22 protein-coding genes and 5 tRNA genes are annotated in these 25,610 nt (G+C 61.7%); 22 read left to right on the top strand and 5 right to left on the bottom strand.

What is annotated here, in order from left to right:
* Positions 1 to 25: 25 nt before the first annotated feature.
* A complete protein-coding gene (locus IPM12_07450) occupies positions 26 to 841 on the bottom strand; it encodes a hypothetical protein (protein MBK9147635.1) in 816 nt (271 codons plus the stop codon).
* Position 842: 1 nt separating this feature from the next.
* Complete coding sequence (locus tag IPM12_07445; protein ID MBK9147634.1) at positions 843 to 1,937, bottom strand: Nif3-like dinuclear metal center hexameric protein; 1,095 nt, start codon at positions 1,935 to 1,937, stop codon at positions 843 to 845.
* 45 nt (positions 1,938 to 1,982) lie between these two features.
* Between IPM12_07445 and lpxK the strand changes: the two genes are divergently transcribed.
* From lpxK to IPM12_07335, 22 genes are all read left to right on the top strand, one after another.
* Positions 1,983 to 3,083 (top strand): tetraacyldisaccharide 4'-kinase, encoded by a 1,101-nt coding sequence (gene lpxK / locus IPM12_07440; protein MBK9147633.1) that lies wholly within the window; start codon positions 1,983 to 1,985, stop codon positions 3,081 to 3,083.
* Entirely contained in the window at positions 3,055 to 3,867 is an 813-nt protein-coding gene (locus tag IPM12_07435; protein ID MBK9147632.1) for a purine-nucleoside phosphorylase, read from the top strand. The genes lpxK and IPM12_07435 overlap by 29 nt, the downstream gene beginning before the upstream one ends.
* A gap of 1 nt (position 3,868) precedes the next feature.
* On the top strand, positions 3,869 to 5,365 hold the full coding sequence (gene gatB, locus IPM12_07430; protein ID MBK9147631.1) for an Asp-tRNA(Asn)/Glu-tRNA(Gln) amidotransferase subunit GatB: 1,497 nt from the start codon (positions 3,869 to 3,871) through the stop codon (positions 5,363 to 5,365).
* 353 nt (positions 5,366 to 5,718) lie between these two features.
* Positions 5,719 to 6,507, top strand: coding sequence for a TlpA family protein disulfide reductase (locus IPM12_07425; GenBank protein ID MBK9147630.1), 789 nt, complete (start codon positions 5,719 to 5,721; stop codon positions 6,505 to 6,507).
* A 69-nt stretch (positions 6,508 to 6,576) separates the two neighbouring features.
* Positions 6,577 to 6,768, top strand: a complete 192-nt coding sequence (locus IPM12_07420) for a 30S ribosomal protein S21 (protein ID MBK9147629.1) — start codon at positions 6,577 to 6,579, stop codon at positions 6,766 to 6,768.
* Between the two features lie 83 nt (positions 6,769 to 6,851).
* The gene (locus tag IPM12_07415) at positions 6,852 to 7,757 is read left to right on the top strand and encodes a tyrosine-type recombinase/integrase (GenBank protein ID MBK9147628.1); all 906 of its coding nucleotides are present in this window, start codon (positions 6,852 to 6,854) and stop codon (positions 7,755 to 7,757) included.
* On the top strand, positions 7,757 to 8,050 hold the full coding sequence (locus IPM12_07410) for a ribosome-associated translation inhibitor RaiA (GenBank protein MBK9147627.1): 294 nt from the start codon (positions 7,757 to 7,759) through the stop codon (positions 8,048 to 8,050). Before IPM12_07415 ends, IPM12_07410 begins: the two co-directional genes overlap by 1 nt.
* A gap of 161 nt (positions 8,051 to 8,211) precedes the next feature.
* A tRNA-Thr gene (locus IPM12_07405) sits at positions 8,212 to 8,284 on the top strand.
* Between the two features lie 15 nt (positions 8,285 to 8,299).
* Positions 8,300 to 8,385 (top strand) — tRNA-Tyr (locus IPM12_07400).
* Between the two features lie 70 nt (positions 8,386 to 8,455).
* Positions 8,456 to 8,531, top strand: a tRNA-Gly gene (locus IPM12_07395).
* 19 nt (positions 8,532 to 8,550) lie between these two features.
* Positions 8,551 to 8,625 (top strand) — tRNA-Thr (locus tag IPM12_07390).
* A gap of 105 nt (positions 8,626 to 8,730) precedes the next feature.
* Positions 8,731 to 9,918 (top strand): elongation factor Tu, encoded by a 1,188-nt coding sequence (gene tuf, locus IPM12_07385; protein ID MBK9147626.1) that lies wholly within the window; start codon positions 8,731 to 8,733, stop codon positions 9,916 to 9,918.
* Positions 9,919 to 9,998: 80 nt separating this feature from the next.
* A tRNA-Trp gene (locus tag IPM12_07380) sits at positions 9,999 to 10,074 on the top strand.
* A 21-nt stretch (positions 10,075 to 10,095) separates the two neighbouring features.
* Positions 10,096 to 10,332, top strand: a complete 237-nt coding sequence (secE, locus tag IPM12_07375) for a preprotein translocase subunit SecE (protein ID MBK9147625.1) — start codon at positions 10,096 to 10,098, stop codon at positions 10,330 to 10,332.
* A 5-nt stretch (positions 10,333 to 10,337) separates the two neighbouring features.
* On the top strand, positions 10,338 to 10,895 hold the full coding sequence (gene nusG / locus IPM12_07370) for a transcription termination/antitermination factor NusG (protein ID MBK9147624.1): 558 nt from the start codon (positions 10,338 to 10,340) through the stop codon (positions 10,893 to 10,895).
* A 112-nt stretch (positions 10,896 to 11,007) separates the two neighbouring features.
* Positions 11,008 to 11,445: a 50S ribosomal protein L11 gene (gene rplK / locus IPM12_07365; protein ID MBK9147623.1), complete on the top strand. Its 438-nt coding sequence runs from the start codon at positions 11,008 to 11,010 to the stop codon at positions 11,443 to 11,445.
* Positions 11,446 to 11,456: 11 nt separating this feature from the next.
* Positions 11,457 to 12,155, top strand: a complete 699-nt coding sequence (locus tag IPM12_07360) for a 50S ribosomal protein L1 (protein MBK9147622.1) — start codon at positions 11,457 to 11,459, stop codon at positions 12,153 to 12,155.
* Positions 12,156 to 12,168: 13 nt separating this feature from the next.
* The gene (locus tag IPM12_07355; GenBank protein MBK9147621.1) at positions 12,169 to 12,723 is read left to right on the top strand and encodes a 50S ribosomal protein L10; all 555 of its coding nucleotides are present in this window, start codon (positions 12,169 to 12,171) and stop codon (positions 12,721 to 12,723) included.
* Positions 12,724 to 12,810: 87 nt separating this feature from the next.
* The gene (gene rplL / locus IPM12_07350; GenBank protein ID MBK9147620.1) at positions 12,811 to 13,191 is read left to right on the top strand and encodes a 50S ribosomal protein L7/L12; all 381 of its coding nucleotides are present in this window, start codon (positions 12,811 to 12,813) and stop codon (positions 13,189 to 13,191) included.
* Positions 13,192 to 13,383: 192 nt separating this feature from the next.
* Positions 13,384 to 17,202, top strand: a complete 3,819-nt coding sequence (rpoB, locus tag IPM12_07345; protein MBK9147619.1) for a DNA-directed RNA polymerase subunit beta — start codon at positions 13,384 to 13,386, stop codon at positions 17,200 to 17,202.
* A gap of 47 nt (positions 17,203 to 17,249) precedes the next feature.
* Entirely contained in the window at positions 17,250 to 21,548 is a 4,299-nt protein-coding gene (gene rpoC, locus IPM12_07340; protein MBK9147618.1) for a DNA-directed RNA polymerase subunit beta', read from the top strand.
* A 91-nt stretch (positions 21,549 to 21,639) separates the two neighbouring features.
* Positions 21,640 to 21,960, top strand: a complete 321-nt coding sequence (locus IPM12_07335) for a DUF3467 domain-containing protein (GenBank protein ID MBK9147617.1) — start codon at positions 21,640 to 21,642, stop codon at positions 21,958 to 21,960.
* Positions 21,961 to 22,014: 54 nt separating this feature from the next.
* Here IPM12_07335 and IPM12_07330 read toward each other — a convergent pair whose 3' ends face one another.
* The 3 genes from IPM12_07330 to IPM12_07320 form a co-directional block, all read right to left on the bottom strand.
* Positions 22,015 to 22,254 carry a hypothetical protein gene (locus tag IPM12_07330; GenBank protein MBK9147616.1) on the bottom strand — a complete coding sequence of 80 codons (240 nt, stop codon included), beginning with the start codon at positions 22,252 to 22,254 and terminating at the stop codon, positions 22,015 to 22,017.
* Complete coding sequence (locus tag IPM12_07325) at positions 22,251 to 24,533, bottom strand: patatin-like phospholipase family protein (protein ID MBK9147615.1); 2,283 nt, start codon at positions 24,531 to 24,533, stop codon at positions 22,251 to 22,253. Before IPM12_07325 ends, IPM12_07330 begins: the two co-directional genes overlap by 4 nt.
* Before the next feature lie 72 nt (positions 24,534 to 24,605).
* Complete coding sequence (locus IPM12_07320) at positions 24,606 to 25,424, bottom strand: ABC transporter substrate-binding protein (GenBank protein MBK9147614.1); 819 nt, start codon at positions 25,422 to 25,424, stop codon at positions 24,606 to 24,608.
* Between the last annotated feature and the right edge of the window lie 186 nt (positions 25,425 to 25,610).

Genomic DNA, 25,610 nt, shown 5'->3' with positions numbered 1-25,610 from the left:
TCGTCTCGATTCGGTCGTAAACGGCTTACTCGGCGCCGTTCACGCGGTCCACCACGTACTCATCAACGAGGATGCGGCCGCAATGCTCGCATACAATCACCTTCTTGTGGCTGCCGATGTCGAGGTGTCGCTGGGGCGGGATGGCGTTGAAGCAGCCACCGCAGCTGCCGCGCTCGATAGGCACCACGGCTAGTCCGTTGCGGGTATTGCTCCGCACCCGGTGGTAGGCGCTCAATAGGCGCTCCTCGATGTTCTTGCTGGCAGCGGCGCTCTTCTTGGCGAGCTCCTTCTCCTCCTTCTCCGTCTCGGCGATGATCTCGTCCAGCTCCTTCTTCTTCACCTCAAGATCCTTGCGGCGCTCGTCGTGCTTGGCCTTGCTCTCATCCACCACGCCTTTCTTGGCATCGATCTGCGCCTTGAATTCCTTGATGCGCTTCTCGGCCAACTGGATCTCCAGGTTCTGGAACTCGATCTCCTTGGTGAGCGAGTCGTACTCTCGGTTGTTGCGCACCTTGGCTTGCTGGCCCTCGTACTTCTTGATCTGCGACTTGGCGTCCTTGATCTGGTTCTGCTTCTCGGCCACTTGGTTCTCAATCTCCATGAGCTCGTCCTGCAGCTTCTTCAGGCGCGTCTCCAGGCCTGTCACCTCATCCTCCAGATCCTGCACCTCAAGCGGCAGTTCGCCGCGCTGGGTCTTGATCCGATCCACCTGAGAGTCGATGGTCTGCAAACGGTACAGTTCCACGAGCTTCTCGGCAATGGTGAGTTCGGCCTTGCCGAGCACAGGGGCTTTCTTGGCCTCCTTCTCCTTTGCCGGGGCCTTCACGTCGCTCTTCGCCATGTCAATAATGATGTATGGGGTCCGTGACGGTTTCCGTCAAACGGACGGCAAATGTAGGGAAATGTTCCCCTAACCGGCGTTGGATCAGGTGCATGGTGAATTGCTCGCTGCCGTAATGCCCGATGTCGGCTAATAGCAGCTTCCCATCGGATTCGAAGAACTCGTGGTACTTCACGTCGCCGGTGAGGTAGGCATCTGCACCAGCGGCCTTGGCGGCGTCAATAAGGAATGCCCCTGAGCCCCCGCAAAGGGCCACCCGGCGGATAGGCCCGCCGAGCAATCGGGTGTGCCGGATGGCCTGCAGGCCGAATACCTGCTTCAGCTTGGCCAGGAAGGTGGTCTCGGTCATGGGCGCCTCCCATTCACCCAAGAGGCCACTGCCGATGCCAGCGTGGGCGTTCAAGATCGGATAGAGATCGTAGGCCACCTCTTCATAAGGGTGCGCGGCCACCATGGCACCAAGGATGGCCTGTTCGCGCGGGGCATGATAGATGAACTCGAGCCGGAATTCGGCATCGCTGCTGCGCACGCCATGCGTGCCTGAGAAGGGGTTGGTCCCGGGCCCGGGCCGGAAGGTGCCCATGCCGCCGGCGGTGAAGCTGCACTCGTCGTAGTTGCCGATATGCCCGCCTCCAGCCTCGAAAACGGCGTTGCGCACGGCCTCGGCATGCTCCAAGGGCGCGAAGACCACCAGCTTGCGCAGCTGGCTCGGCTTCGGGGAGAGGGTGCGCACGGGCTTCAGGCCGAGTCGCTCGGCGATCTCGCCGTTCACGCCGTCGATCACATTGTCCAAGTTCGTATGGATGGCGTAGAGAGCGATGCCGTGCTTGATGGCCGCAAGCACCGTCCGTTCCACATGGCCTTTGCCGGAGAGGCTCTTCAGCCCGCGGAAGATCACCGGGTGGTGGCTGATGATGAGGCCGCAGCCCTTGGCCACGGCTTCCTCTACAACGGCCTCGGTGCAATCGAGGCAGACGAGCGACGAATCGACCTCCGCCTCGGGGTCGCCCACCTGCAGCCCGCTGTTGTCGTAGTCCTCTTGAAGCGATCGGGGCGACCAAGCTTCGAGCGGGGCGATGATGTCCTTGATCTTCATCTTTGACGCTTCGCGCATTTCGCGCGGGTTCGCGGCAAGGTAACCATGGCCATTCCACGCATCGTGCTCGCTCCTTTGGCCTGGCTGTACGGCGCCGCGCTCAGGGTGCGCCATGCCCTCTATGATGCCGGCTTGCTGAACTCCATCCGGCCAGCGGTTCCCACCATCGCCATCGGCAACCTGGCCTTGGGCGGTACGGGCAAAACGCCGATGCTCGAACTCTTGCTGCGCGTGCTGCATGGCACTATGCCCATTGCCACGCTGAGCCGCGGCTACGGCCGCGATGGCAGCGACATCCATGAGGTGCAGGCCACGGATGCCGCCGAGCGCAGCGGCGATGAGCCAGTGCAGGTGAAGCGCAAGTTCCCTGAAGCACGCGTGTACGTGGGCGCGGACCGATTGGCGGCCATTCAACGCATCCAGCGCGATGCGCCCCAGGTGCAAGCCGTGGTGCTCGACGATGCCTTGCAGCACCGCCGTTTGGATGCCGGCCTCAATATCCTGCTCACCACTTGCCAGCGACCATGGTGCGATGATGCGCTGTTGCCGGCTGGACGATTGCGTGATCTGCCTTCGCGCCGCAAATCCGCCCAAGTGGTGGTGGTGACGAAGTGCCCTGCCTTGCCCTCGGTGCAAGAGCGCAAGCGGTGGCGCGAGCGCTTGCAGCTGAGCGATGGACAGGAGCTGTTCTTTGCGGGAATAGAATACGACGAGCCCGAGCCGTCCGAAGCAGTGCGTCAGGCCCAGAAGGCAGGAGCAATAGGCAAGGCCTCTACACATGACCCCGGCCCGTTGCCGACTGCCCCTGCCTCCTGCCTCCTCTTCACCGGCATCGCCGATCCGCAACCGCTGCTCGACCATCTCCGCAAGACCGCCACGGTGGAGCATTTGGCGTTCCCGGACCACCATGCTTTCACACGCGCGGACCTGGAACGCATCGCGCAGCGCTACGCTACTTTCGCGCCCGGCCCGAAATCGCTGGTCACCACGGAAAAGGACGCCGCCCGGCTGGGTTCGCTGAAAGGCACTCCGCTCGAAGGCCTTCCACTGGCGACCATCGGCATGCGGGCCGTCCTCTTGAATGAACCGGAACGATTCGCCGAACTCATCCGCCGCCATGCTGGACCGCATCAAGCGCATCGCTGATCACCTGAAGAAGGCCACGAATGGCTTCGTACCCGAAACGGGCATCATACTCGGCACCGGCCTCAGCGGACTGGGCAAGGAAATCGAAGTGAAGTTCGCGATCCCGTACACCGAGATCCCTGAGTTTCCGGTGAGCACGGTGCAGGGCCATCCCGGGCGATTGCTCTTCGGCCACCTTGGAGGCAAGGCCGTGGTGGCCATGCAGGGACGCTTCCATTTCTACGAAGGCTGGTCGATGGACGAAGTGATCCTGCCCGTTCGCGCCTTCAAGTTCCTCGGGATCCAGCGCCTCTTCGTGAGCAACGCGTGCGGCGGGGTGAATCCGGCCTTCGAGGTGGGCGACCTGATGATCCTGAACGATCACATCTGCCTGTTCCCGAACCCGCTCATCGGCAAGCACGCCGATGATCTCGGCCCGCGATTCCCGGACATGAGCGAGCCGTACGACCACGCCATGATCGCCAAGGCGAAGGGGATCGCGGCCCTTGCTTCGATCAAGGTCCAGGAAGGCTGCTACGTGGGCTTGACCGGTCCGACGCTGGAGACGCCCGCCGAGTACCACTATGTGCGCGTGATCGGCGGCGATGCCGTGGGCATGAGCACGGTGCCCGAGGTGATCGCCGCGCGGCAAATGGGCATCCCCTGCTTCGCCATGAGCGTGATCACCGACATGGGCGTGAAGGGGCGCATCGAGAAGACCACGCACGAGATGGTGCAGCGCGTGGCAGAAGCTGCTGAGCCGAAGCTCACGCACATCATGAAGGAATTGATCGCCAGCTGCTGAGATGAGCACGAAGAAGGAAGCGGTTACCCGAACAGGCGCGCGCCATTGGAGCGAGAAGTACGACCTGGTGGTGGGCCTGGAGGTGCATGCACAGCTCATCACCGAGAGCAAGGCTTACAGCAGCGACCCCAACGCCTACGGAGACCACCCGAACACCAACGTGAGCGTGGTGACCCTGGGCCACCCCGGCACCCTGCCCGTGGCCAACAAGAAGGTGGTGGAGCTAGCCGTGCGCATGGGCCTGGCCACGCATTGCACCATCGCGCCGTGGATGCACTACGCGCGCAAGAATTACTTCTACCCGGATCTGCCCAAGGGCTACCAGATCACGCAGGACCAAACACCGATCTGCACGAAGGGGCATGTCCTCATTCCCTTTGAAGGCGGCGAGAAGCGAATCGGCATCACGCGCATCCACATGGAGGAGGATGCCGGCAAGAGCATCCACGACGTGGATCCCTTCAACACGCTGGTCGATCTGAACCGTGCGGGCGTGCCGCTGATCGAGATCGTGAGCGAGCCCGACATCCGCAGCGGCCAAGAGGCGTACGACTATCTCACCGAGATCCGCCGCTTAGTGCGCTACCTCGACATCTGCGATGGCAACATGGAAGAGGGCAGCCTGCGCTGCGATGCGAACATCAGCCTGCGACCGATCGGCCAGGAGGAACTCGGAACGCGTTGCGAGGTGAAGAACATGAACAGCTTCCGCAACGTGATGCGCGCCATCGAATACGAAGCGCAGCGCCAGAGCGAGGTGCTAGAGGCGGGCGGCGTGATCCACATGGAGACGCGCACCTTCGATGCCCCCAAAGGCATCACCATCGGCATGCGCAGCAAAGAGCTCGCGCACGATTACCGGTACTTCCCGGAACCCGACCTGCAACCCATCACCGTGAGCGAGGGCATGAAGGAGGCCCTCCGCGCGGCCATGCCGCCCCTGCCGCGCGAGCTGCGCGAGAAGTACACGACGAAGCTCGGATTGAGCGACTACGATGCGGGGATCCTCACCGACGACAAGGGCACCGCGCTCTACTACGAAGCGGTGATCGCGCGCACGGGCAATTTCAAAGGTGCCGCCAACTGGGTGATGGGCGATGTGCGCGGCTGGGTGAACGAGCGCGGCCTCGACATCGCGCAATTCCCTATCAACGCAGAACGGCTCGCTGGCCTCATCGCACTGATCGACTCCGGCAAGGTGAGCCACTCCATAGCCAGCCAGAAGCTCTTCCCGCTGATGATCGAGGATGCAGGCAGTTCGGCGGAGGATCTGGCCACGAAGCACGACCTGGTGCAGGATTCGAAGGATGATGTGATCGCTGGGCTCACGCGTGAGGTGATGGCCAAATACCCGGAGAAGGTAGCCGCTTACCGCAGCGGTCAAAAAGGGCTGCTGGGCCTCTTCATGGGCGAAGTGATGAAGGGCACCAAAGGCAAAGCCGATCCCAAGCGCGCCAATGAAGTGGTGCGCCAACTGCTCGAACAGGAAAACGAATGAAGATGAACCGCACCTTGATCGCCGCAGCCGCGGCATCCGTCCTTGCAGGTTGCACCGAAAGGAGCGGCGACGGCCGCCGCATCTCCCTGAGCGTGGAAGGCGCCGGCAACCAGATGGCCTATTTCGACCGCTTCGAGAACAGCCGCCCGTACCACGTGGACTCGGTGAGGCTTGACAGCGATGGTAAGGGGACACTGGTGGTTCCACAGCTGCCGCTCGACTTCTACCGCATCACCGTGGGCAATGAGCAATTGATCGTGGTGCTCGACAGCGCCGAGGAATTGAGCATCGATGCGCAAGGCGGCTTGTTCTCTGCGCCGCGCGGCCTGAGCGGATCGAAGCACACCGAAGCCATGCGGCGCTTCCAGGCCGAATCGCAAGGCTATGAGGCCAAGGTGGCCGGCTTGCGCGCAGCCTTGGCGCAGGACCCCTCGAACACGGCCAACCTCGATGAGCTCAACGCATCGAACGCCGCCTACTACGAGCGCTGCCTGCAGTTCGTGCGCGAGAACAAGGGATCACCGCTAGCTATCAGCGTGCTGGGCCGGCTGAACATGCAGCAGGAATTCGAGCTCTTCAAGGAGGTGCGCGATGAGCTGCGCAAGACCATGCCCCAGAGCGGGTATTTCAAGAGCTTCCGGGAGCAGGTTGATCGCTATGAGCAGGAGATGATCATGGTCAAGGCGCAGGAGGAAGAGATGAAGCGCCTGGCCAACCTGCTACCCATTGGGAGCCCGGCCCCGGAGATCCAGCAGAATACACCCGAGGGCGGCACCTTCGCCCTGAGCCAACTGCGCGGGAAGGTGGTGCTGATCGATTTCTGGGCCAGCTGGTGCCGGCCGTGCCGGATCGAGAACCCCAACGTGAAGCGCGTGTATGAACGCTTCCATAAGAAAGGCTTTGAGATCCTCGGCGTCTCCCTCGACAAGGACCATACGGCCTGGGTTGAGGCCATCAAGGCCGATGGCCTACCTTGGAAGCACATCAGCGACCTGCAATTCTGGAATAACGCGGCAGCGCAGGAGTATGGCGTGAGCGGCATTCCATACACCGTGCTGGTGGACCGGGAGGGCATGGTGATCGAGAAGGGGCTTCGGTCCGAGGCTTTGGAGGCTAAGCTGGAAGCGCTTCTCGGTGGTTGATATGGACCGCTTGCGACTTTGGTGGGCGCGTCTATATTTGCCGCCCCAATCGGAAAACGGACCACGACCATGCTGATCATCCCGGTCAAGGAAGGCGAGAGCATCGACAAGGCGCTCAAGAAGTTCAAGAAGAAGTTCGAGCGCACCGGCACTATGCGCAAGCTGCGCAAGCGCCAGAGCTTCACCAAGCCGTCCGTTGCGCGTCGCAAGGAGATCATCCGCGCTGCGTACAAGCTGAAGATTCAGACCGAGCAGGAATAGTATCCTGCTTCACCTTTCGAAGGCGGGAGTGCTGCGGTGCTCCCGCCTTCGCCTTTTCGAGCGCTTACCTTTCGCGTGCGCCCATGCTGATCGATCGATACCTCGAGCACCTCGCCCATGAACGAAGGGCGAGCCCTCATACGGTTGCCGCTTACCGCTCGGACCTGGAGGCGCTCGGAGCCTATTTGCGCGAGAGCGGCACCCAAGCCTTGGAGCATGCGGACGACCAGCAACTGCGCTATTGGGTGATGCAACGCATCGAGGCCGGCGAATCGGCGCGGACGATGGGCCGGCGGCTGAGCGCGGTGCGGGGCTTTTTCCGTTTCGCGCGTGAGGTGGGCGCCGTGGCCACCGACCCCACGGACCTGATCGATGCGCCCAAACAGCCCAAACGCCTGCCCGAGTTCATCGCGGAGTACAGCATGGCTGAAGCGTTCCGCACCGAGGCTTCGGATGATCCGAAGCGCGCAGCCGAAGACCTGGTGCTCGATTTGTTCTATTGCACGGGCATGCGACTCGCAGAACTGCTGAACCTGACGGACCATGACTTCGATCCCGGAGCATGCACGCTGCGGCTCCTGGGCAAGCGCAGCAAGGTGCGCATCGTACCGATCCCAGAGGCCCTTGCGGCGCGCTTGGTCAAGCACCGGGCCGTGCAACCGAGCGGCCCAATGGGAACGCCATTGCTGCTGCAGCCCGACGGCAAGCCCTTTTCGCGCAGCGGGGTGCAGCGCTTGGTTAAGCGCAGGCTCGGCGAAGTGACCACCCAGGGCAAGCGCAGCCCGCACGTGCTCCGCCACACCTTTGCCACGCATATGCTCAACCGAGGCGCCGACCTCAACGCCGTGAAGGAGATCCTGGGGCATGCCAGCTTGGCGGCCACGCAGGTTTATACCCACAACACCGCAGAGAAACTCAAAAAGGCCCACGCCCAGGCGCATCCGCGTGGAGGGCGGCGGGCCGCGAACCGCAAACCGAAGCAGGCATAATGAAGCTCAACGTGCAATCCATCCATTTCGACGCTGACGTCAAGCTCATCGACTTCATCCGCGAGAAGCTCCTGAAGCTCACCCAGTTCACCGACGGCATCCATTCGGCCGACGTGTTCCTCCGCTTGGACCACGATGGCGAGGAGCGCGAGAACAAAGTGGTGGAGATCCGCCTTGCGGTCCCGGGCAACGACCTGTTCGCCAAGCGCCAGGGCCGCTCGTTCGAGGAGGCCGCCACCGACGCCTCCGAGGCCCTGCGCAGCCAGATCATGCGCTCACGCGACCGTGCCTGACAGCGGCCCGATGGGGACCCTAGGCGCGCGGCGCATCATGGCCCGTGCCAAAAGCGTCGGAATCGTTTGGGAGCGAACGGTTCTTTTCTACATTTGCCCGCCCAAATCGGAGCCTATCGGCTCTGAGGCGGGTAGGAACCGTTCTTTTCCTTGTTGTACAGGCCAATGTAGCTCAGCTGGTAGAGCAGCTGATTTGTAATCAGCAGGTCGGGGGTTCGAATCCGTCCATTGGCTCCGTGATGCCGAACAGGGGAGATACCCAAGTGGCCAACGGGGGCAGACTGTAAATCTGCTGCTTCACAGCTTCGTAGGTTCGAATCCTGCTCTCCCCACCACTTCACACGGAGCCTTAGGCGTCGCTTCCAGGCGCCGAATGGAGCGAACCCCAATCTGAAGAAGGCGCATGCGGGAGTAGCTCAGTTGGTAGAGCATCAGCCTTCCAAGCTGAATGTCGCGGGTTCGAATCTCGTCTCCCGCTCCACCACGGACAAGGAAGTCAGGCCTTTGTAGCTCAGGGGTAGAGCACTTCCTTGGTAAGGAAGAGGTCACGGGTTCAATTCCCGTCAAAGGCTCCAGCAGCGAACAGCAGAGCAGCATCACAAAACCCCTCGCAAGAGGGCGGCCGGTACAGCAGAACGTAAGGACCGAACTGATCACGAACACCACAAGACCGAACGACCATGGCAAAGGAGACTTTCAAACGGGACAAGCCCCACGTCAACATCGGCACCATCGGCCACGTTGACCACGGTAAGACCACCCTTACCGCAGCGATCACCACCGTGCTGGCCTCCAAGGGCCTAAGCGAGGTGCGCAGCTTCGATTCCATCGACAACGCACCCGAGGAGAAGGAGCGCGGCATCACCATCAACACCGCGCACGTGGAGTACCAGACTGCCAACCGGCACTACGCCCACGTGGATTGCCCCGGCCACGCTGACTATGTGAAGAACATGGTGACCGGTGCCGCGCAGATGGACGGCGCCATCCTGGTGGTGGCCGCTACTGACGGCCCCATGCCCCAGACCCGCGAGCACATCCTGCTCGGACGTCAGGTGGGCGTGCCCAGGATCGTGGTTTTCATGAACAAGGTGGACATGGTGGACGACCCCGAGCTGCTCGACCTCGTGGAAATGGAGATCCGCGAGCTGCTCACCTTCTACCAGTACGACGGCACCAACACCCCGGTGATCCGCGGCAGCGCGCTGGGCGGCCTTAACGGCGAACCCAAGTGGGTGGATACCGTGATGGCCCTGATGGACGCCGTGGACAGCTGGATTCCCGTGCCCCCGCGCGAGACCGAGAAGCCCTTCCTCATGAGCGTGGAGGACGTGTTCTCGATCACCGGCCGCGGAACGGTGGCCACTGGCCGTATCGAGGCTGGCGTGGTGAAGGTGGGCGACAACGTGGAGATCATCGGCATGCAGGAGCAGAAGATGACCAGCACCTGCACCGGCGTCGAGATGTTCCGCAAGCTGCTCGATCGCGGCGAAGCAGGCGACAACTGCGGCCTGCTGCTGCGCGGCATCGAGAAGAACGACATCCGCCGCGGCATGGTGATCGCCGCCCCTGGCAGCATCACCCCGCACACGGAGTTCAAGGCGGAGATCTACGTGCTCAAGAAAGAGGAAGGCGGCCGCCACACCCCCTTCCACAACAAGTATCGCCCGCAGTTCTACTTCCGCACCACGGATGTGACCGGCGAGATCACCATGGAGGCCGGCCGCGAGATGATCATGCCCGGCGACAACGTGAGCATCACCGTGAAGCTGATCGTGCCGATCGCCATGGACAAGGGCCTGCGATTCGCCATCCGCGAGGGTGGCCGCACCGTGGGCGCCGGCCAGGTGACCGAGATCATCAAGTAACCAGCAACGCACAGGCGGAAAGGCCGGCTCGGGCAACCGGGCCGGCCTTCGCCGCCGAAATGAACGAGCAACAAAGACACACGGGTGTAGCTCAATTGGTAGAGCGAAGGTCTCCAAAACCTTAGGCTGCGGGTTCGATTCCTGCCACCCGTGCCAAGCCACCCCGAACCGAGAACGATGGCAAGCTTCAAGACATACCTGAGCGAGAGCTATAACGAGCTCATGAACAAGGTGAGCTGGCCCACTTGGAAGGAGCTGCAGGGCAGCGCCATCGTGGTGCTCGTTTCGGCGCTCATCCTCTCGCTCATCATTTTCGTCATGGACTACGCCTTCGGCGCGCAGAACATGGGAGCGCAGGACACCGGATTCTGGAAGGGCATGCTGGGCTTCATCTACAAATTCCTCGCATCCTAAAGGCCATGGCAGAGGTCTCAACCAAGAAGTGGTATGTGGTGCGCGCCATCTCCGGCAAGGAGAAGAAGGTGAAGGAGCTCATCGACATGGAAGTATCGCGCACAAAGGGCATGAAGGACCGCATCGCGCAGGTGCTTATCCCCATGGAGAAGTTCTATCAGATCCGCGACGGCAAGAAGGTGAGCAAGGAACGCAATTTCTTCCCGGGCTACGTGCTCATGGAAGCCGACCTCACCGGCGAGATCGCCCACAGCATCAAGAACCTGCCCAACGTGATCGGCTTCCTCGGAGCCGAGAAGGGCGGCGACCCTTTGCCGCTGCGCCAAGCCGAAGTGAACCGGATCCTGGGCACCGTGGACGAACTGGCCGATGCTGAGGCCACCAGCATGAATCCTTACCGTATCGGCGAGGGCGTGAAGGTCATCGACGGCCCATTCAACGGCTTCAATGGCGTGGTGGAGGAGATCAACGAGGACAAGAAGAAGCTGAAGGTGATGGTGAAGATCTTCGGCAGGAAGACCCCGCTGGAACTGAGCTTCATGCAAGTGGAAAAGGAGGTATAGGTTCGTAGTATGCTACAACCATAGACCGACGCGAACCGAGGGAACAGATAGCAAGCAAACCCGTCCGAGCCGACCGAGAAGAAGGCGCTAATCAGGACACAAACCAAGAACAATGGCAAAGGAAATCGCAGCGCTGATCAAGCTGCAAGTGAAGGGCGGAGCGGCCAACCCCTCCCCCCCCATCGGCCCGGCATTGGGCGCGAAGGGCGTGAACATCATGGAGTTCTGCAAGCGCTTCAATGCCGAGACGCAGAGCAAGGCCGGCAAAGTGCTGCCCGTGGTGATCACGGTATACGCCGATAAGTCGTTCGACTTCATCATCAAGACCCCGCCTGCTGCAGTGCAGATCATAGAGGCCGCCAAGATCCCCGGCGGCAGCGGCGTTCCGCACAGCAAGAAGGTGGGCAGCATCACCTGGGACCAGGTGCGGGCCATCGCGCAGGACAAGATGCCCGACCTGAACTGCTTTACGATCGACAGCGCCATGAGCATGGTAGCTGGCACGGCCCGCAGCATGGGCGTCACCGTAACCGGCGAGAAGCCCTTCTAAGCCCCGACGCCATGAGCAACATCAGCAAGAAGCGCAAGGCGGCGTTGGCCAAGTTCGACGCCTCCAAGATCTACAGCCTCCCCGAGGCCACGCAGATCCTCAAGCAAGTGAGCACCACCAAGTTCGACGCCACCGTGGATATCGCGGTGCGGCTCGGCGTGGACCCCAAGAAGAGCACCGAAATGGTGCGAGGAACCGTGAGCCTGCCCCACGGCACCGGCCGCACAGTGAACGTGCTGGTGCTGGCCGATCCCGCCAAATGCGAAGAAGCGCTCGCAGCGGGCGCCGACATGGCCGGACTCGATGACTATGTAGAGAAGATCAAGGGCGGCTGGACCAACGTGGATGTGATCATCTGCACCCCCGCCGTAATGGCCAAGGTGGGCGCACTGGGCCGTGTACTCGGTCCCCGTGGCCTGATGCCCAACCCCAAGACCGGCACCGTGACCATGGATGTAGCCAAGGCCGTGAAAGAGGTGAAGGCAGGCAAGATCGATTTCAAGGTGGACAAGGCCGGAATCATCCATGCGGTCATCGGCAAGGCCAGCTTCGATGCCAGCAAGCTCAGCGAGAACGCGCACGAGCTGCTGAACACCCTGGTGAAGCTGAAGCCCAGCACCGCCAAGGGCGCCTATATCAGGAGCATCACCGTGAGCAGTACCATGAGCCCTGGCGTGAAGGTCGATACACGAACCGTCCAAGTGGCCTAATCCAAATACGACCATGGCAACCCGCATCCAGAAAGACGAGGCCATCATCGAGCTCGTGAGCGAGATCAAGGCCACCAACGTGCTCTACCTCACTGACGCCAGCGCGATGAACGCCGAGGCCACCAGCCAGCTGCGCCGCGCCTGCAACAAGCAGGGCATCCGCATGCGCGTGGTGAAGAACACCCTGCTGCAGAAGGCGATGGAGCGCATCGAAGACAAGGACTACAGCGCCCTCTTCCCAACGCTTGCCGGGCAGACCGCCGTGATGTTCGCAGATAAGGGCAATGCCCCTGCGAAACTCATCCAGGACTTCCGCAAGAAGCACCCCGTCCCCAAGGATGTGGTGCCAAGGCCCCAGATCAAGAGCGCATGGATCGATGAGGCCGTCTTCATCGGAGATGACCAGATCGCCATGCTCGCCAGTCTGAAAGGCAAGGAAGAACTCATCGGCGACATCATCGCGCTGCTCCAGAGCCCGATCAAGAACGTCATCGGCGGCCTGCAAGGCGGCGGTGGCCAGAAGATCGCGGGGCTGGTGAAGGCGCTCGAAACCCGTGCCCAGGCATAAGAGATACCGAGGTCGGCCAGCGGGCCGCCCCGACAAACGCGTTACGCACAGTCCGCTTCCACGAACTAACCGCAACAACCCCGAACAATGGCAGATATCAAAGCACTTGGCGACCAGCTCGTCAACCTCACCGTGAAAGAGGTGAGCGAACTCGCCAACTACCTGAAGGACGAGTACAAGATCGAACCGGCAGCCGCTGCCGTAGCCGTGGCCGCAGGCCCCGCCGCTGGCGGTGGCGGAGCCGCAGCCGAAGAGAAGACCAGCTTCGACGTGATCCTTAAGAGCGGCGGCGCCAACAAGCTCGCCGTGGTGAAGCTCGTGAAGGAGCTCACCGGCCTCGGACTCAAGGAGGCAAAGGACCTGGTGGACGGCGCACCGAAGCCGCTGAAGGAAGGCGTCAGCAAGACTGACGCTGAGGGCCTGAAGCAGCAACTCACGGAAGCCGGCGCTGAGGTTGAGGTCAAGTAGGACCACCATCGCATCCGCAGAGCGGCGGCGCGGGAAGGCCCGGAACCGGGCCTTCCCCGCTACGCCGTAATCGCGGCTCTATCACGGCCTGCCGATTGGCAGGCCGCCGCCCGCAGCGAACCGATCCGGCGCTTCGGGCCAGTCACAAAGGATCACTGAATCGAACTCGCGTTCATCCCCCCGTTCATCCCCATGGCCCAGGCGAAGACCACCAAGAAAGGCAAGCGCATCGACTTCGGTTCCAGCAAATTCGGCATCGACTACCCGGATTTCCTGGAGATCCAGCTCAAGAGCTTCGAGGAGTTCTTCCAGATCGATACCCTCCCCGAGCATCGGGAGACCGAAGGCCTCTTCAAGGTCTTCAATGAGAATTTCCCCATCACGGACACGCGCAACCAGTTCGTGCTGGAGTTCCTCGACTATTTCATCGACCCCCCCCGCTACGCCATCGATGAGTGCATCGAGCGAGGCCTCACCTACAGCGTGCCCCTCAAGGCCAAGCTGAAGCTCTATTGCACGGATCCTGAGCACGAGGACTTCGAGACCATCGTGCAGGACGTGTACCTGGGGCAGATCCCCTACATGACTCCGCGCGGCAGCTTCGTGGTGAACGGAGCCGAGCGAGTGGTCGTCTCGCAATTGCACCGCAGCCCTGGCGTGTTCTTCGGCCAGAGCCGCCATGCCAACGGCACCAAGCTGTACAGCGCCCGGGTGATCCCATTCAAAGGCAGCTGGATCGAATTCGCCACCGACATCAACGGCGTCATGTACGCCTATATCGACCGGAAGAAGAAACTGCCGGTGACCACCTTGCTGCGCGCGATCGGCTTCGAGAGCGACAAGCAGATCCTGGAGATCTTCGGCTTGGCCGATGAGATCAAAGTGACCAAGGCGGCCATCAAGGAGGCCGTGGGCCGCAAGCTCGCAGCCCGTGTGCTGAAGAGCTGGGTCGAGGATTTCGTTGATGAGGATACCGGCGAGGTGGTGAGCATCGAGCGTAACGAGGTGCTGATCGACCGCGAGACCGTGATTGAGGAGTTCCATGTGGACCAGATCGTGGAGAGCGGCGCCAAGACCGTGATCCTGCACAAGCAGGGCATCAACGCGGCCGACTACGCGCTCATCTACAACACGCTTCAGAAGGACACCTCCAACTCCGAGAAGGAGGCCGTGGAGGTGATCTACCGCCAGCTGCGCAACGCCGAGCCGCCCGACCTGGAGACCGCCCGCGGCGTGATCGACAAGCTATTCTTCAGCGAGCAGCGCTACGACCTCGGCGAGGTTGGCCGTTACCGCATCAACAAGAAGCTGGGCCTGCAGAGCGAACTCAGCGTGCGCGTGCTCACCAAGGAGGACATCATCTTCATCATCAAGTACCTGATCGAGCTGGTGAATTCCAAGGCCGATGTGGACGACATCGACCACCTGAGCAACCGCCGCGTGCGCACCGTGGGCGAGCAGCTCCACAGCCAGTTCGGCGTGGGCCTGGCCCGTATGGCCCGCACCATCCGCGAGCGCATGAACGTGCGCGACAACGAGGTGTTCACGCCCACCGACCTGATCAATGCCAAGACCCTGAGCTCCGTGATCAATTCGTTCTTCGGGACGAACCAGCTGAGCCAGTTCATGGACCAGACCAACCCGCTCAGCGAGATCACCCACAAGCGCCGGATGAGCGCCCTCGGGCCTGGTGGCCTCAGCCGCGAACGCGCCGGTTTCGAGGTCCGCGACGTGCATTACACGCACTACGGCCGGCTCTGCACCATCGAGACGCCGGAAGGACCGAACATCGGCCTGATCAGCTCCCTTTGCGTGTACAGTAAGATCAACAACCTCGGCTTCATCGAAACGCCCTATCGCAAGGTGACCGAGGGCAAGGTTGATATGAAGGGCGATGTGACCTACCTGAGCGCCGAAGAGGAGGACAACCTCATGATCGCCCAGGCGAATGCGGTAATCAACGACAAGGGCGAGTTCGAGGGCAAGCGTGTGAAGGCCCGCCTCATGGGCGACTTCCCCGTGGTGGAGCCCAAGGAGCTGCACCTGATGGACGTGGGCCCGAACCAGATTGCCTCCATCGCCGCATCGCTGATCCCCTTCCTCGAGCACAACGACGCCAACCGCGCGCTGATGGGTTCGAACATGATGCGCCAGGCCGTGCCCCTGCTGCTTCCCGAGGCCCCCATCGTGGGCACCGGACTCGAAGAGCTCGTGGCCCGCGACAGCCGCGTGCTGATCACCGCCGAGGGCGAAGGCACCGTCAAATCCGTGGACAGCGACAAGATCGTGGTGGAGTACAAGCGGAGCGATGAGGACCGCATCGTGAGCTTCGATGGTGATGAGAAAGAGTACCGCCTCACCAAGTTCCGCAAGACCAACCAGAGCACCTGCATGAACCTGCGCCCCACCGTGCGCAAGGGCGAGAAGGTGAGCAAGGGCCAGCCCCTCTGCGAAGGCTATGGCACCCAGGACGGCGAACTGGCCATCGGCCGCAACCTGCAAGTGGCCTTCATGCCCTGGAAGGGCTACAACTTCGAGGACGCCATCGTGATCAGCGAGCGCGTGGCCTCACAGGACATCTTCACCTCCATCCATATCGATGAATACATCATGGAGGTCCGCGACACCAAACGCGGCCTGGAGGAGCTCACCAGCGATATCCCGAACGTCTCGGAGGAAGCCACCAAGGACCTTGACGAGAACGGCCTGATCCGGATCGGCGCCGAGATCAAGGAAGGGGACATCCTCATCGGCAAGATCACCCCCAAGGGCGAGACCGACCCGAGCCCGGAGGAGAAGCTGCTGCGCGCCATCTTTGGCGACAAGGCCGGCGACGTGAAAGACGCCAGCATGAAATCGCCTCCCGGCGCCAAAGGCATCGTGATCGACAAGCGCCTCTTCAGCCGCGCGGTGAAGGACAAGAAGACCAAGGGCAACGAGAAGGGCATCCTGGAGCAGATCGACAAGGACGAAGAGAAGGAGCTCGGAGCGCTCAAGAACCTGCTGGTGGAGAAACTCATGCTGCTGATCGGCAACGAGAACAGCAATGGCGTCTTCAACAAGTACAAGGAAGAACAGGTGAAGAAGGGCACCAAGTACGGGCCCAAGGTGCTCGCGGCCATCGACTTCATCACCGTGGATCCCACCGACTGGGTGGCCGACAAGCGCAAGAGCGAGCTCGTGCGCCAGCTGATACACAACTACACGATCCGCCACAGCGACATCAGCGGCGCCTACAAGCGCAAGAAATTCACCGTGAGCATCGGCGACGAGCTGCCCGCTGGCATCGTCAAGCTGGCCAAGGTGTACGTGGCCTCGAAGCGCAAGCTCACCGTGGGAGACAAGATGGCTGGCCGCCACGGTAACAAGGGCATCGTGGCCAAGATCGTGCGCGATGCCGATATGCCCTTCCTCGAGGACGGCACGCCGGTGGATATCGTGCTGAACCCGCTGGGCGTGCCCAGCCGCATGAACCTGGGCCAGATCTATGAGACCGTGCTGGGTTGGGCCGGCAAGAAGCTGGGCCGCAAGTACGCCACCCCCATCTTCGATGGCGCCACCATCGACGAGATCAACGCCGAGACGGACGAGGCCGGCATCCCCCGCAGCGGCAAGGCTTACCTGTACGATGGCGGAACCGGCATGCGCTTCGATCAGCCGGCCACCGTGGGTGTGATCTACATGATCAAGCTGGCCCACATGGTCGATGACAAGATGCACGCGCGCTCCATCGGACCATACAGCCTGATCACCCAGCAACCGTTGGGCGGCAAGGCCCAGTTCGGCGGACAGCGCTTCGGCGAGATGGAGGTGTGGGCGCTCGAGGCGTTCGGCGCCGCCAACATCCTGCAGGAGATCCTCACCGTGAAGAGCGATGATGTGATGGGCCGCGCCAAGGCCTACGAAGCCATCGTGAAGGGTGAACCGCTCCCGACGCCAGGCATCCCCGAATCGTTCAATGTGCTGCTCCACGAGCTCCGTGGCCTGGCCCTGAACGTGTCCCTTGAGTGATCCAGTTGTTGTCCTTGTCCGAACGAACGAAAGCACCCAGCGAGCACATGAAGAAGGACGTCAAGCTCAATAGCAACTTCAGCAAGATCGTCGTCAACCTGGCCAGTCCCGAGCAGATCCTCGAGCGCAGCCACGGCGAGGTGATCAAGCCAGAGACCATCAACTACCGGACCTACAAGCCCGAGCGCGACGGTCTTTTCTGCGAGCGCATCTTCGGCCCTGTCAAGGATTTCGAGTGCCACTGCGGCAAGTACAAGCGCATCCGGTACAAAGGCATCGTGTGCGACCGCTGCGGCGTGGAGGTGACTGAGAAGAAAGTGCGCCGGGAGCGCATGGGCCATATCCAGCTGGTGGTCCCCGTGGCCCACATCTGGTACTTCCGCAGCCTGCCCAACAAGATCGGCTACCTGCTGGGCCTCCCCACCAAGAAGCTCGATCAGATCATCTACTACGAGCGGTACGTGGTGATCAGCGCCGGCAAAGCCGTGAACAAGGAAGGCAACGCGGTGCAGTACCTCGACTTCCTCACCGAGGAAGAGTACCTCGACATCGTGGACCAGCTCGGCAAGGACAACCAATACCTCGACGAGAACGACCCGAACAAGTTCATCGCCAAGATGGGCGCCGAGGCCCTGCACGACCTGCTCAAGCGCCTTGACCTCGACAGCCTCAGCTACGACCTGCGCCACAAGGCCAACACCGAGACCAGCCAGCAGCGCAAGAATGAAGCCCTCAAGCGCCTCAACGTGGTGGAGGCCTTCCGCGATGCCAACACGCGCCGCCCGAACCATCCGGAATGGATGATCGTGAAGGTGGTGCCGGTGATCCCGCCCGAACTGCGCCCATTGGTGCCCTTGGACGGCGGCCGCTTCGCCACGTCTGACCTGAATGACCTCTACCGCCGTGTGATCATCCGCAACAACCGCTTGAAGCGATTGGTGGAGATCAAGGCGCCCGAAGTGATCCTGCGAAACGAGAAGCGCATGCTTCAGGAGGCCATCGACAGCCTCTTCGACAACAGCCGCAAGAGCAGCGCCGTGAAGAGCGAGAGCAACCGCCCGCTGAAGTCACTGAGCGATTCGCTCAAGGGCAAGCAGGGCCGCTTCCGCCAGAACCTGCTCGGTAAGCGCGTGGACTACAGCGCGCGCTCCGTGATCGTGGTCGGCCCTGAGCTCAAGCTGCACGAGTGCGGCCTGCCCAAGGACATGGCCGCTGAGCTCTTCAAGCCCTTCATCATCCGCAAGCTCATCGAGCGGGGGATCGTGAAGACCGTGAAGAGCGCGAAGAAGATCGTGGACAAGAAGGAGCCCGTGGTGTGGGACATCCTGGAGAACGTGCTCAAGGGCCACCCCGTGCTGCTCAACCGCGCACCGACCCTGCACCGCCTCGGCATCCAGGCTTTCCAGCCCAAGCTGATCGAAGGCAAGGCCATCCAGCTGCACCCGCTGGTCTGCACCGCCTTCAACGCCGACTTCGACGGCGACCAGATGGCTGTTCACGTGCCCTTGGGCAATTCGGCCATCCTTGAGGCGCAGCTGCTCATGCTCGCCAGCCATAACATCCTGAACCCGGCCAACGGCGCCCCCATCGCGGTGCCCAGCCAGGACATGGTGCTCGGCCTTTACTACATCACCAAGGGCCGCAAGAGCGATAGCGAACGCGCCATGAAGGGCGAAGGCATGACCTTCTACAGCCCCGAGGAAGTGATCATCGCCTACAACGAAGGCCGCCTCGACCTGCACACCTGGCTCAAGCTGCGCTGGCACAACCCCAAGACGGGCAAGGCCGAGATGATCGAGACCACATGCGGCCGCACGCTCTTCAATGAAGTGGTGCCGGACGAGTGCGGATTCATCAACGACGTGCTCACCAAGAAGGCCCTGCGCGACATCATCGGCTTGGTCATGAAGGAGACCGGCGTGGCGCGTGCCGCCCAATTCCTCGACGATATCAAGGACCTTGGCTTCATGAGCGCCTTCCGCGGCGGCCTCAGCTTCAACCTCGACGATGTGGTGGTTCCAGACAACAAGGAAAAGGTGGTGAAGGCCGCCCAAGCCGAAGTGGACGAGGTGACCAATAACTACGAGATGGGCCTCATCACCAACAACGAGCGGTACAACCAGACCATCGACATCTGGACGCATACCAACTCGAAGGTGACCTTCTCGTTGATGGAGCGCATCAAGAGCGACAAGCAGGGCTTCAACTCCATCTACATGATGATGGACTCCGGCGCCCGCGGCTCCAAGGAGCAAATCCGCCAGCTCAGCGGCATGCGCGGCCTCATGGCCAAGCCCCAGAAGAGCGGTGGCGGCGGCGGGCAGGACATCATCGAGAACCCGATTCTCTCGAACTTCAAGGAGGGCCTCTCAATCCTCGAGTACTTCATTTCCACACACGGTGCACGGAAAGGCCTCGCGGATACCGCGCTCAAGACAGCCGACGCAGGCTATCTCACCCGCCGATTGGTGGATGTGGCTCAGGACGTGGTGATCACCAACGATGACTGCGGCACCTTGCGCGGCCTGGTGGCCACTGCCCTGGTGAAGAACGAGGAAGTGGTGGAGAGCCTTTCGGATCGCATCCTGGGCCGGGTGGCGGTGCACGATGTGTACCACCCCCAGACCGGTGACCTCATCGTGCACAGCGGCGAGCTCATCAACGAGGACATCGCGGCGGCCATCGGAAAGAGCCCGATCGAAGAAGTGGAGATCCGCAGCGTGCTGACCTGCGAGCAGAAGCAAGGCGTTTGCGCCAAGTGCTATGGCCGCAACCTGGCCACCGGACGAAACGTGCAGTTGGGCGAAGCGGTCGGTGTGATCGCCGCCCAATCCATCGGCGAGCCCGGCACGCAGCTCACCCTGCGTACCTTCCACGTCGGCGGTGTGGCCGGCAAGATCACGGAGCAGAGCGAGATCCGCGCGAAGTACGACGGCATCCTCGAGCTCGATGAGCTGCGCACCGTGAAGAAAAAGGACCGCAAGGGCGAGGACGCCGAAGTGGTGATCAGCCGCAGCACCGAGATGCGGATCGTGGACGCCAACACCGGCATCGTGCTCACCACGAGCAATATGCCCTATGGGGCCTTCCTCTACGCCAAAGGCGGCAAGGCGATCAAGAAGAACGACCTGATCTGCACCTGGGATCCTTACAATGCGGTAATCATCTCCGAACTGGCCGGTACGCTGGCCTTCGAGAGCATCGAGGAGAACGCCACCTTCCGTGAGGAGATCGATGAGCAGACCGGATTCGCCGAGAAGGTGATCATCGAGAGCCGCGACAAGCGGAAGAACCCGACGATCCGGATCATGGATGGCAAGTCGAAGGAGGAGCTCAAGAGCTACAGCCTCCCCGTGGGCGCGCACATCATCGTGAAGGAGGGTCAGAAGATCGAAGCGGGCGATGTGCTCGTGAAGATCCCGCGCACCAGCGGCAAGGGCGGTGACATCACCGGCGGCCTGCCGCGCGTCACCGAGCTCTTCGAGGCACGTAACCCCAGCAACCCGGCGATCGTGAGCGAGGTGGACGGCATCATCTCCTACGGGAAGATCAAGCGCGGCAACCGCGAGATCTACGTGGAGAGCCGCACCGGCGAGCGCAAGACCTACATGGTGCCGCTAAGCAAGCACATCCTGGTGCAGGAGAACGATTTCGTGAAGGCTGGCCAGCCCTTGAGCGATGGTTCCATCAGCCCCGGGGATATCCTCGACATCCAAGGCCCCACCCGGGTGCAGGAGTACTTGGTAGACGAGGTGCAGGACGTGTACCGCATGCAGGGGGTGAAGATCAACGACAAGCACTTCGAGGTGATCGTGCGCCAGATGATGCGCAAGGTCGAGATCGAGGATCCCGGCGATACCCGCTTCCTCGAGCGCCAAAGCGTGAACAAGATCGACTTCATGGAGGAGAACGATTCCATCTACGACAAGATGGTGGTCACCGATGCGGGCGACAGCTCCAACATGAAGGAAGGGCAGATGGTGAGCATGCGGAAGCTGCGCGATGAGAACAGCGCCCTGAAGCGCCGCGACGCCAAGCCCGTGGAGGCCCGCGCCGCCAAACCCGCAACGGCGCGCACCATGCTGCAAGGCATCACCCGCGCATCACTGCAGACCGACAGCTTCATCAGCGCCGCCTCCTTCCAGGAGACCACCAAGGTGCTGAACGAGGCGGCCGTGAACGCCAAGGAGGACCACTTGAAGGGCCTGAAGGAGAATGTGATCGTAGGGCACTTGATCCCTGCCGGCACCGGTGCACGCGCATACCAAGGCACCTTCGTGGCCAATAAGGATGAGTACCAGCGCTTGGTTTCCGAGCGCCTCGAGGAGCAGGAGATCGATGAGTAACCCTGGAGCACGCAAGTAGCGAATCAGCGAGCGGCGAGTCCTGGACTTGCCGCTCGCCGCTTTGACCTTGTTGCCCCCTCAATGGAGAATCATGGCTGACCAGAAAGACCCCCCGCGCCCCAACCAGCTCAACATCGAGATCAGCGAAGAGGTGGCCGATGGCGTGTACAGCAACCTCGCCATCATCACCCACAGCAACTCGGAGTTCGTGCTCGATTTCGTCCGCGTGATGCCCGGTGTGCCCAAGGCGAAGGTGCGCGCGCGCATCCTGCTCACGCCTCAGCACGCCAAGCGCCTTATGCGCGCCCTCGCTGATAACATCGGCAAGTTCGAGCAGGTGCATGGCCCCATCCGGGATACCGAGATGCCCGAGATCCCCATGAATTTCGGCGGGCCTGCAGCACAGGCCTGATAGGTGCGTGGCCGTTCGTGGAACCCTCCCGCGCGGAGGATTACGTCATTCCGGTCAGAGCCGCATGGCTCTCAAGCGCTCGGCGACCCCTGAATCGGCGCAAAGTCGTTGCATCTCGCGCTCCACATGCTTCGCGTAGCCATCGCTCGCGTAACCATGCGCGATCAGGTGAAGCTCAAGCAGTAGGCCATCCACGGCTTCCCAGAGCGCTTCGTCCGGCTGCAAGCCCCACGGCAGCAATGCGTAGTCGCCTCTCACCGATTCGTAGGCGTCGAGCACGTCGTGCGTGATCATTCGTTCTCCTGCTGATTGAAGAGGATGTAGCCGAAGTTGAGGCTCCATGCCCAAGGCTCACGGAGCTGATCGAAGTAGCTCAGGTTGAACCAGACCGGCCCGATCGGGCTCTGGTAGATCAACGAGCCTGAGCCGATGTAGTAGCGCTCGCTGAATGCCGGTGCGGTCGTGCCCTGGTTGTTATCCCCGCGCACGATGGGCTCATACGGCTGGAACACGTACCCCTCCAGACGCAGATCGAGCCGCTCACGCGCCACCGCGATGATCGACCGCAGTCCGCCGGCGATGTACTTGGGTGCGCGGAATTGCTCCATGAAGTAGGTGCGGCTCTCAGGCGTTGGCTCGAAAGCAGGCGCCCGGATGATGCTGGCCGTGTAGTTCTGGAACATCGGCATGGTGCTGTAAACGCCCTCGGCAAGCACGCCGAATCGCACCTTCCCGCGTGGCAGGAGATACTGGTCCCATTGCGCCTTCACCGAGAACCAATCATGCTGGTCAAGGAATCGCTGTCCCGGCTCCGTCTGCGTGCTCCCGGCAACCGTGCGCTCCTTCCCGGAGTAGCCGCGGATGCAGAGGCTCAAGGCCTCGCCCGCATTGGGGTGCTGCTTTCGGTTGAGCGAGTTGCGCGTGAGGATCAGGCCGCTCGTTCCATAATCGAAGTACGTGACGTCGCTCGTATCGCGGCCGGTGAAGGCGTCGGCCTGGTAATAGCTGTCGCGCGTTTCGGCCACCTTGGCATCGAAGCGGAGCAGGCCTTTGTTTCCAATGCCCATGCCTGCGTTCAGGCCGCCCCAGGTCTCCTTCATCACCACGAAGCTGGGCTGCACTTCATCGAAGAAGGTGCTGAAGCTGCTGAAGTAGTCCCAGCGCTGAATGGCGAATGCCGGTTCCACATACATGGGAACGCGCGTGGCCAGATCGGCGCGCACGCGCACATGGGCCGATTGGTAATACTTGCCGAAGTACGAACTGGTTTGCGCGTACATGCTCGCACGGCTGAGGAGGTTGTAGCGCAGGGCGACCATGCCGGTGTTGATGGGTCGCGAGGAGAACATGCCGCCGAAGCGCACCTCCAGGCGTTTCTGTCGCTTTGCCGTGAGCGTGAGATCGTAACGGCTGGTCGCGGCGTTGAAGGTGGCCCGAGGATGCAGGAAGGCGATGTTGTGATCCGCGAGCAGTCGGAAGTACGCGCGCTTGAGATTCTCCGATTCGAGGGGCTTTCCGGAGCGATCCACCACGCGCGAGGCGTAGCGCGTGGCGGATCGCCGCAGGCCGACGATGCTCACCTGATCGAAGCGCAGCGCGGGCATGCGCGCACGGAAGGCCATGCGCCGTGCACGCAATCGGTCCGGATCGGTACGGGTGTGGATCTGCGCAAGGATCTCCGGAATGCGCTCCTGAGCTGCGCGGTACCCATCCTCGATGGCTCGCCCGGGGTCCGAGAAGTCGAAGAGCGAGACTTCCGTGCGGGGCTCGATGATCACACCGTTCTCGCAGATCACGGAGAAATTGGTGGGCTCCTGCATCATGGCGCGCAACTGGCTCACCAGGTCGTCTTCATCTGGGGGCGATGAATTGCTGCTCACGTTGCTTCCGATGATCAGGTCAGGGAAGAAGTCGGCGTACATCACATCGCTCGGGAAGTTGTTGTACAGCCCACCGTCCATCATCAGGTGGCCGTCGACGCGGATGGGTTTGAAGTAGAACGGATAGCTCATGCTCGCCCGTACGGCCAATGCCAGGTCCCCTTTGCGGAACACCACCGAGCGTTGCGCGGTGATGTCACTGGCCACGCAACGGAAAGGCACGAAAAGGCTGTCGAGGTCGTAGCCCGAAGCCGCAGCAGCAGGAGCGAAGCCTCGCATCTGTTCGAAGTCGAGCAGGGCAGGGCTGCGCAGGTTGGTGGGCAGGGAGGTCTGGATCAGCGTATCCACATCGAACCGCAGGTTGATCAGGGAGGCATCAGGCCGGTCCTGCTTGAAGTAGTACGTATGCCTGGCCTCTGTGCCGCCTTCGGCCATGATGCGGTACAGATCGGTGCGGAAGAGCGAATCCAACTCAGCCGGTGAGTAGCCCGATGCATACATGGCCCCGACCAACGCGCCCATGCTGCTGCCGGTGATGCAATCGATGGGAATGCCATTCTCTTCCAGCGCTTTCAGCACGCCGATATGCGTCATGGCCGTGGCCCCGCCACCGCTGAGCACTACCCCGACGCGCTGACCCTGCATGCGCGCTACGGCGAGCAGGAGCAGGGCGGCGGTCAATAGGCGGTGCATGTGGCGGGACGCAAAAGTAGCCTTGCCCCATTCGTGCCTTTGCCGCCAATGTGATCCGACGGCCGATGGCACTCAGGTCACGCTGCCTTCGATCCGCAATGAGGCGATCAGCCCGGTGAAGTAGGCTGGTGCTTTCAGTAATCGGCTGCCGTACCAGCTGAAGGCCTCGCCATCGACCAGGCGCACGGGCGTTCCTGGGCAGATCATGTTGAGCTCAGCGATGTGCTTCTCAGTGAAGGGGAAAGGTTCTGATGAGAGCAGGATCACGTCCGGATCGGCCTCCGCCACTTCCTGCGCCGTGATCTCCGGGTAGCGGGCATCGCCTTCATCGAAGACATTGATCAAGCCGCAGCGCTTGAGGATGTCGTTCACGAAGGTGCCTTGGCCCACCGCCATGAACGGATCCCGCCAGATGAAGTAGGCCACCGTGCGCGGTTCTTCCAACGGACGCAAGCCGACGAACGCCTGCCTGATTCCATCGGTGATGGAGTCAGCAAGGGTCGTTGTTCCAGTCAGTTCGCCCACTCGAAGGACCATTTCAAGCGCACCCTCCAGGTCGCGCACATCGCTCATCCACACCGGGAACTCCTGTTCCAGGACGTGGATGTCCTTCCGCTCGTTCTCTTCCTTGTTGCCGATGATCAGGTCGGGTTTCAGCGCACGTACCTTATCGAAGTCGACCTTCTTGGTTCCGCCTACGCGATGCTTGGTCTTGAACCAGGTTTCCGGATGGATACAGAACTTGGTGATGCCGACCACGCGATCGCCGAGGCCGAGGTCACAAAGGAGCTCGGTTTGGGAAGGGACGAGGGAGATGATGCGCTTGGGATGCTCCGGGACGATGACGGAGCGGTGCATTTGGTCAGCCGTGTACCTCATCGAAGCTGTCATTGCCACAATTGCTGGATACTCCGTCAATCATACACCCGAACCGAATCAACCACTGAATTGGCCGGATTCACATGCACATCCATATGAAAGAGTGCGGTCCATCCCAAGTCAAGGTACCACGTGCAAACGGATCGTTCTCTGTCCATGTCATTCGCTACGCCCAAGAGATCCTGCACATCATCGATA

This window comes from Flavobacteriales bacterium, assembly GCA_016716605.1.
Lineage (GTDB): Bacteria > Bacteroidota > Bacteroidia > Flavobacteriales_F > PHOS-HE28 > PHOS-HE28.
This window is presented reverse-complemented; position numbering and strand designations above follow the sequence as displayed.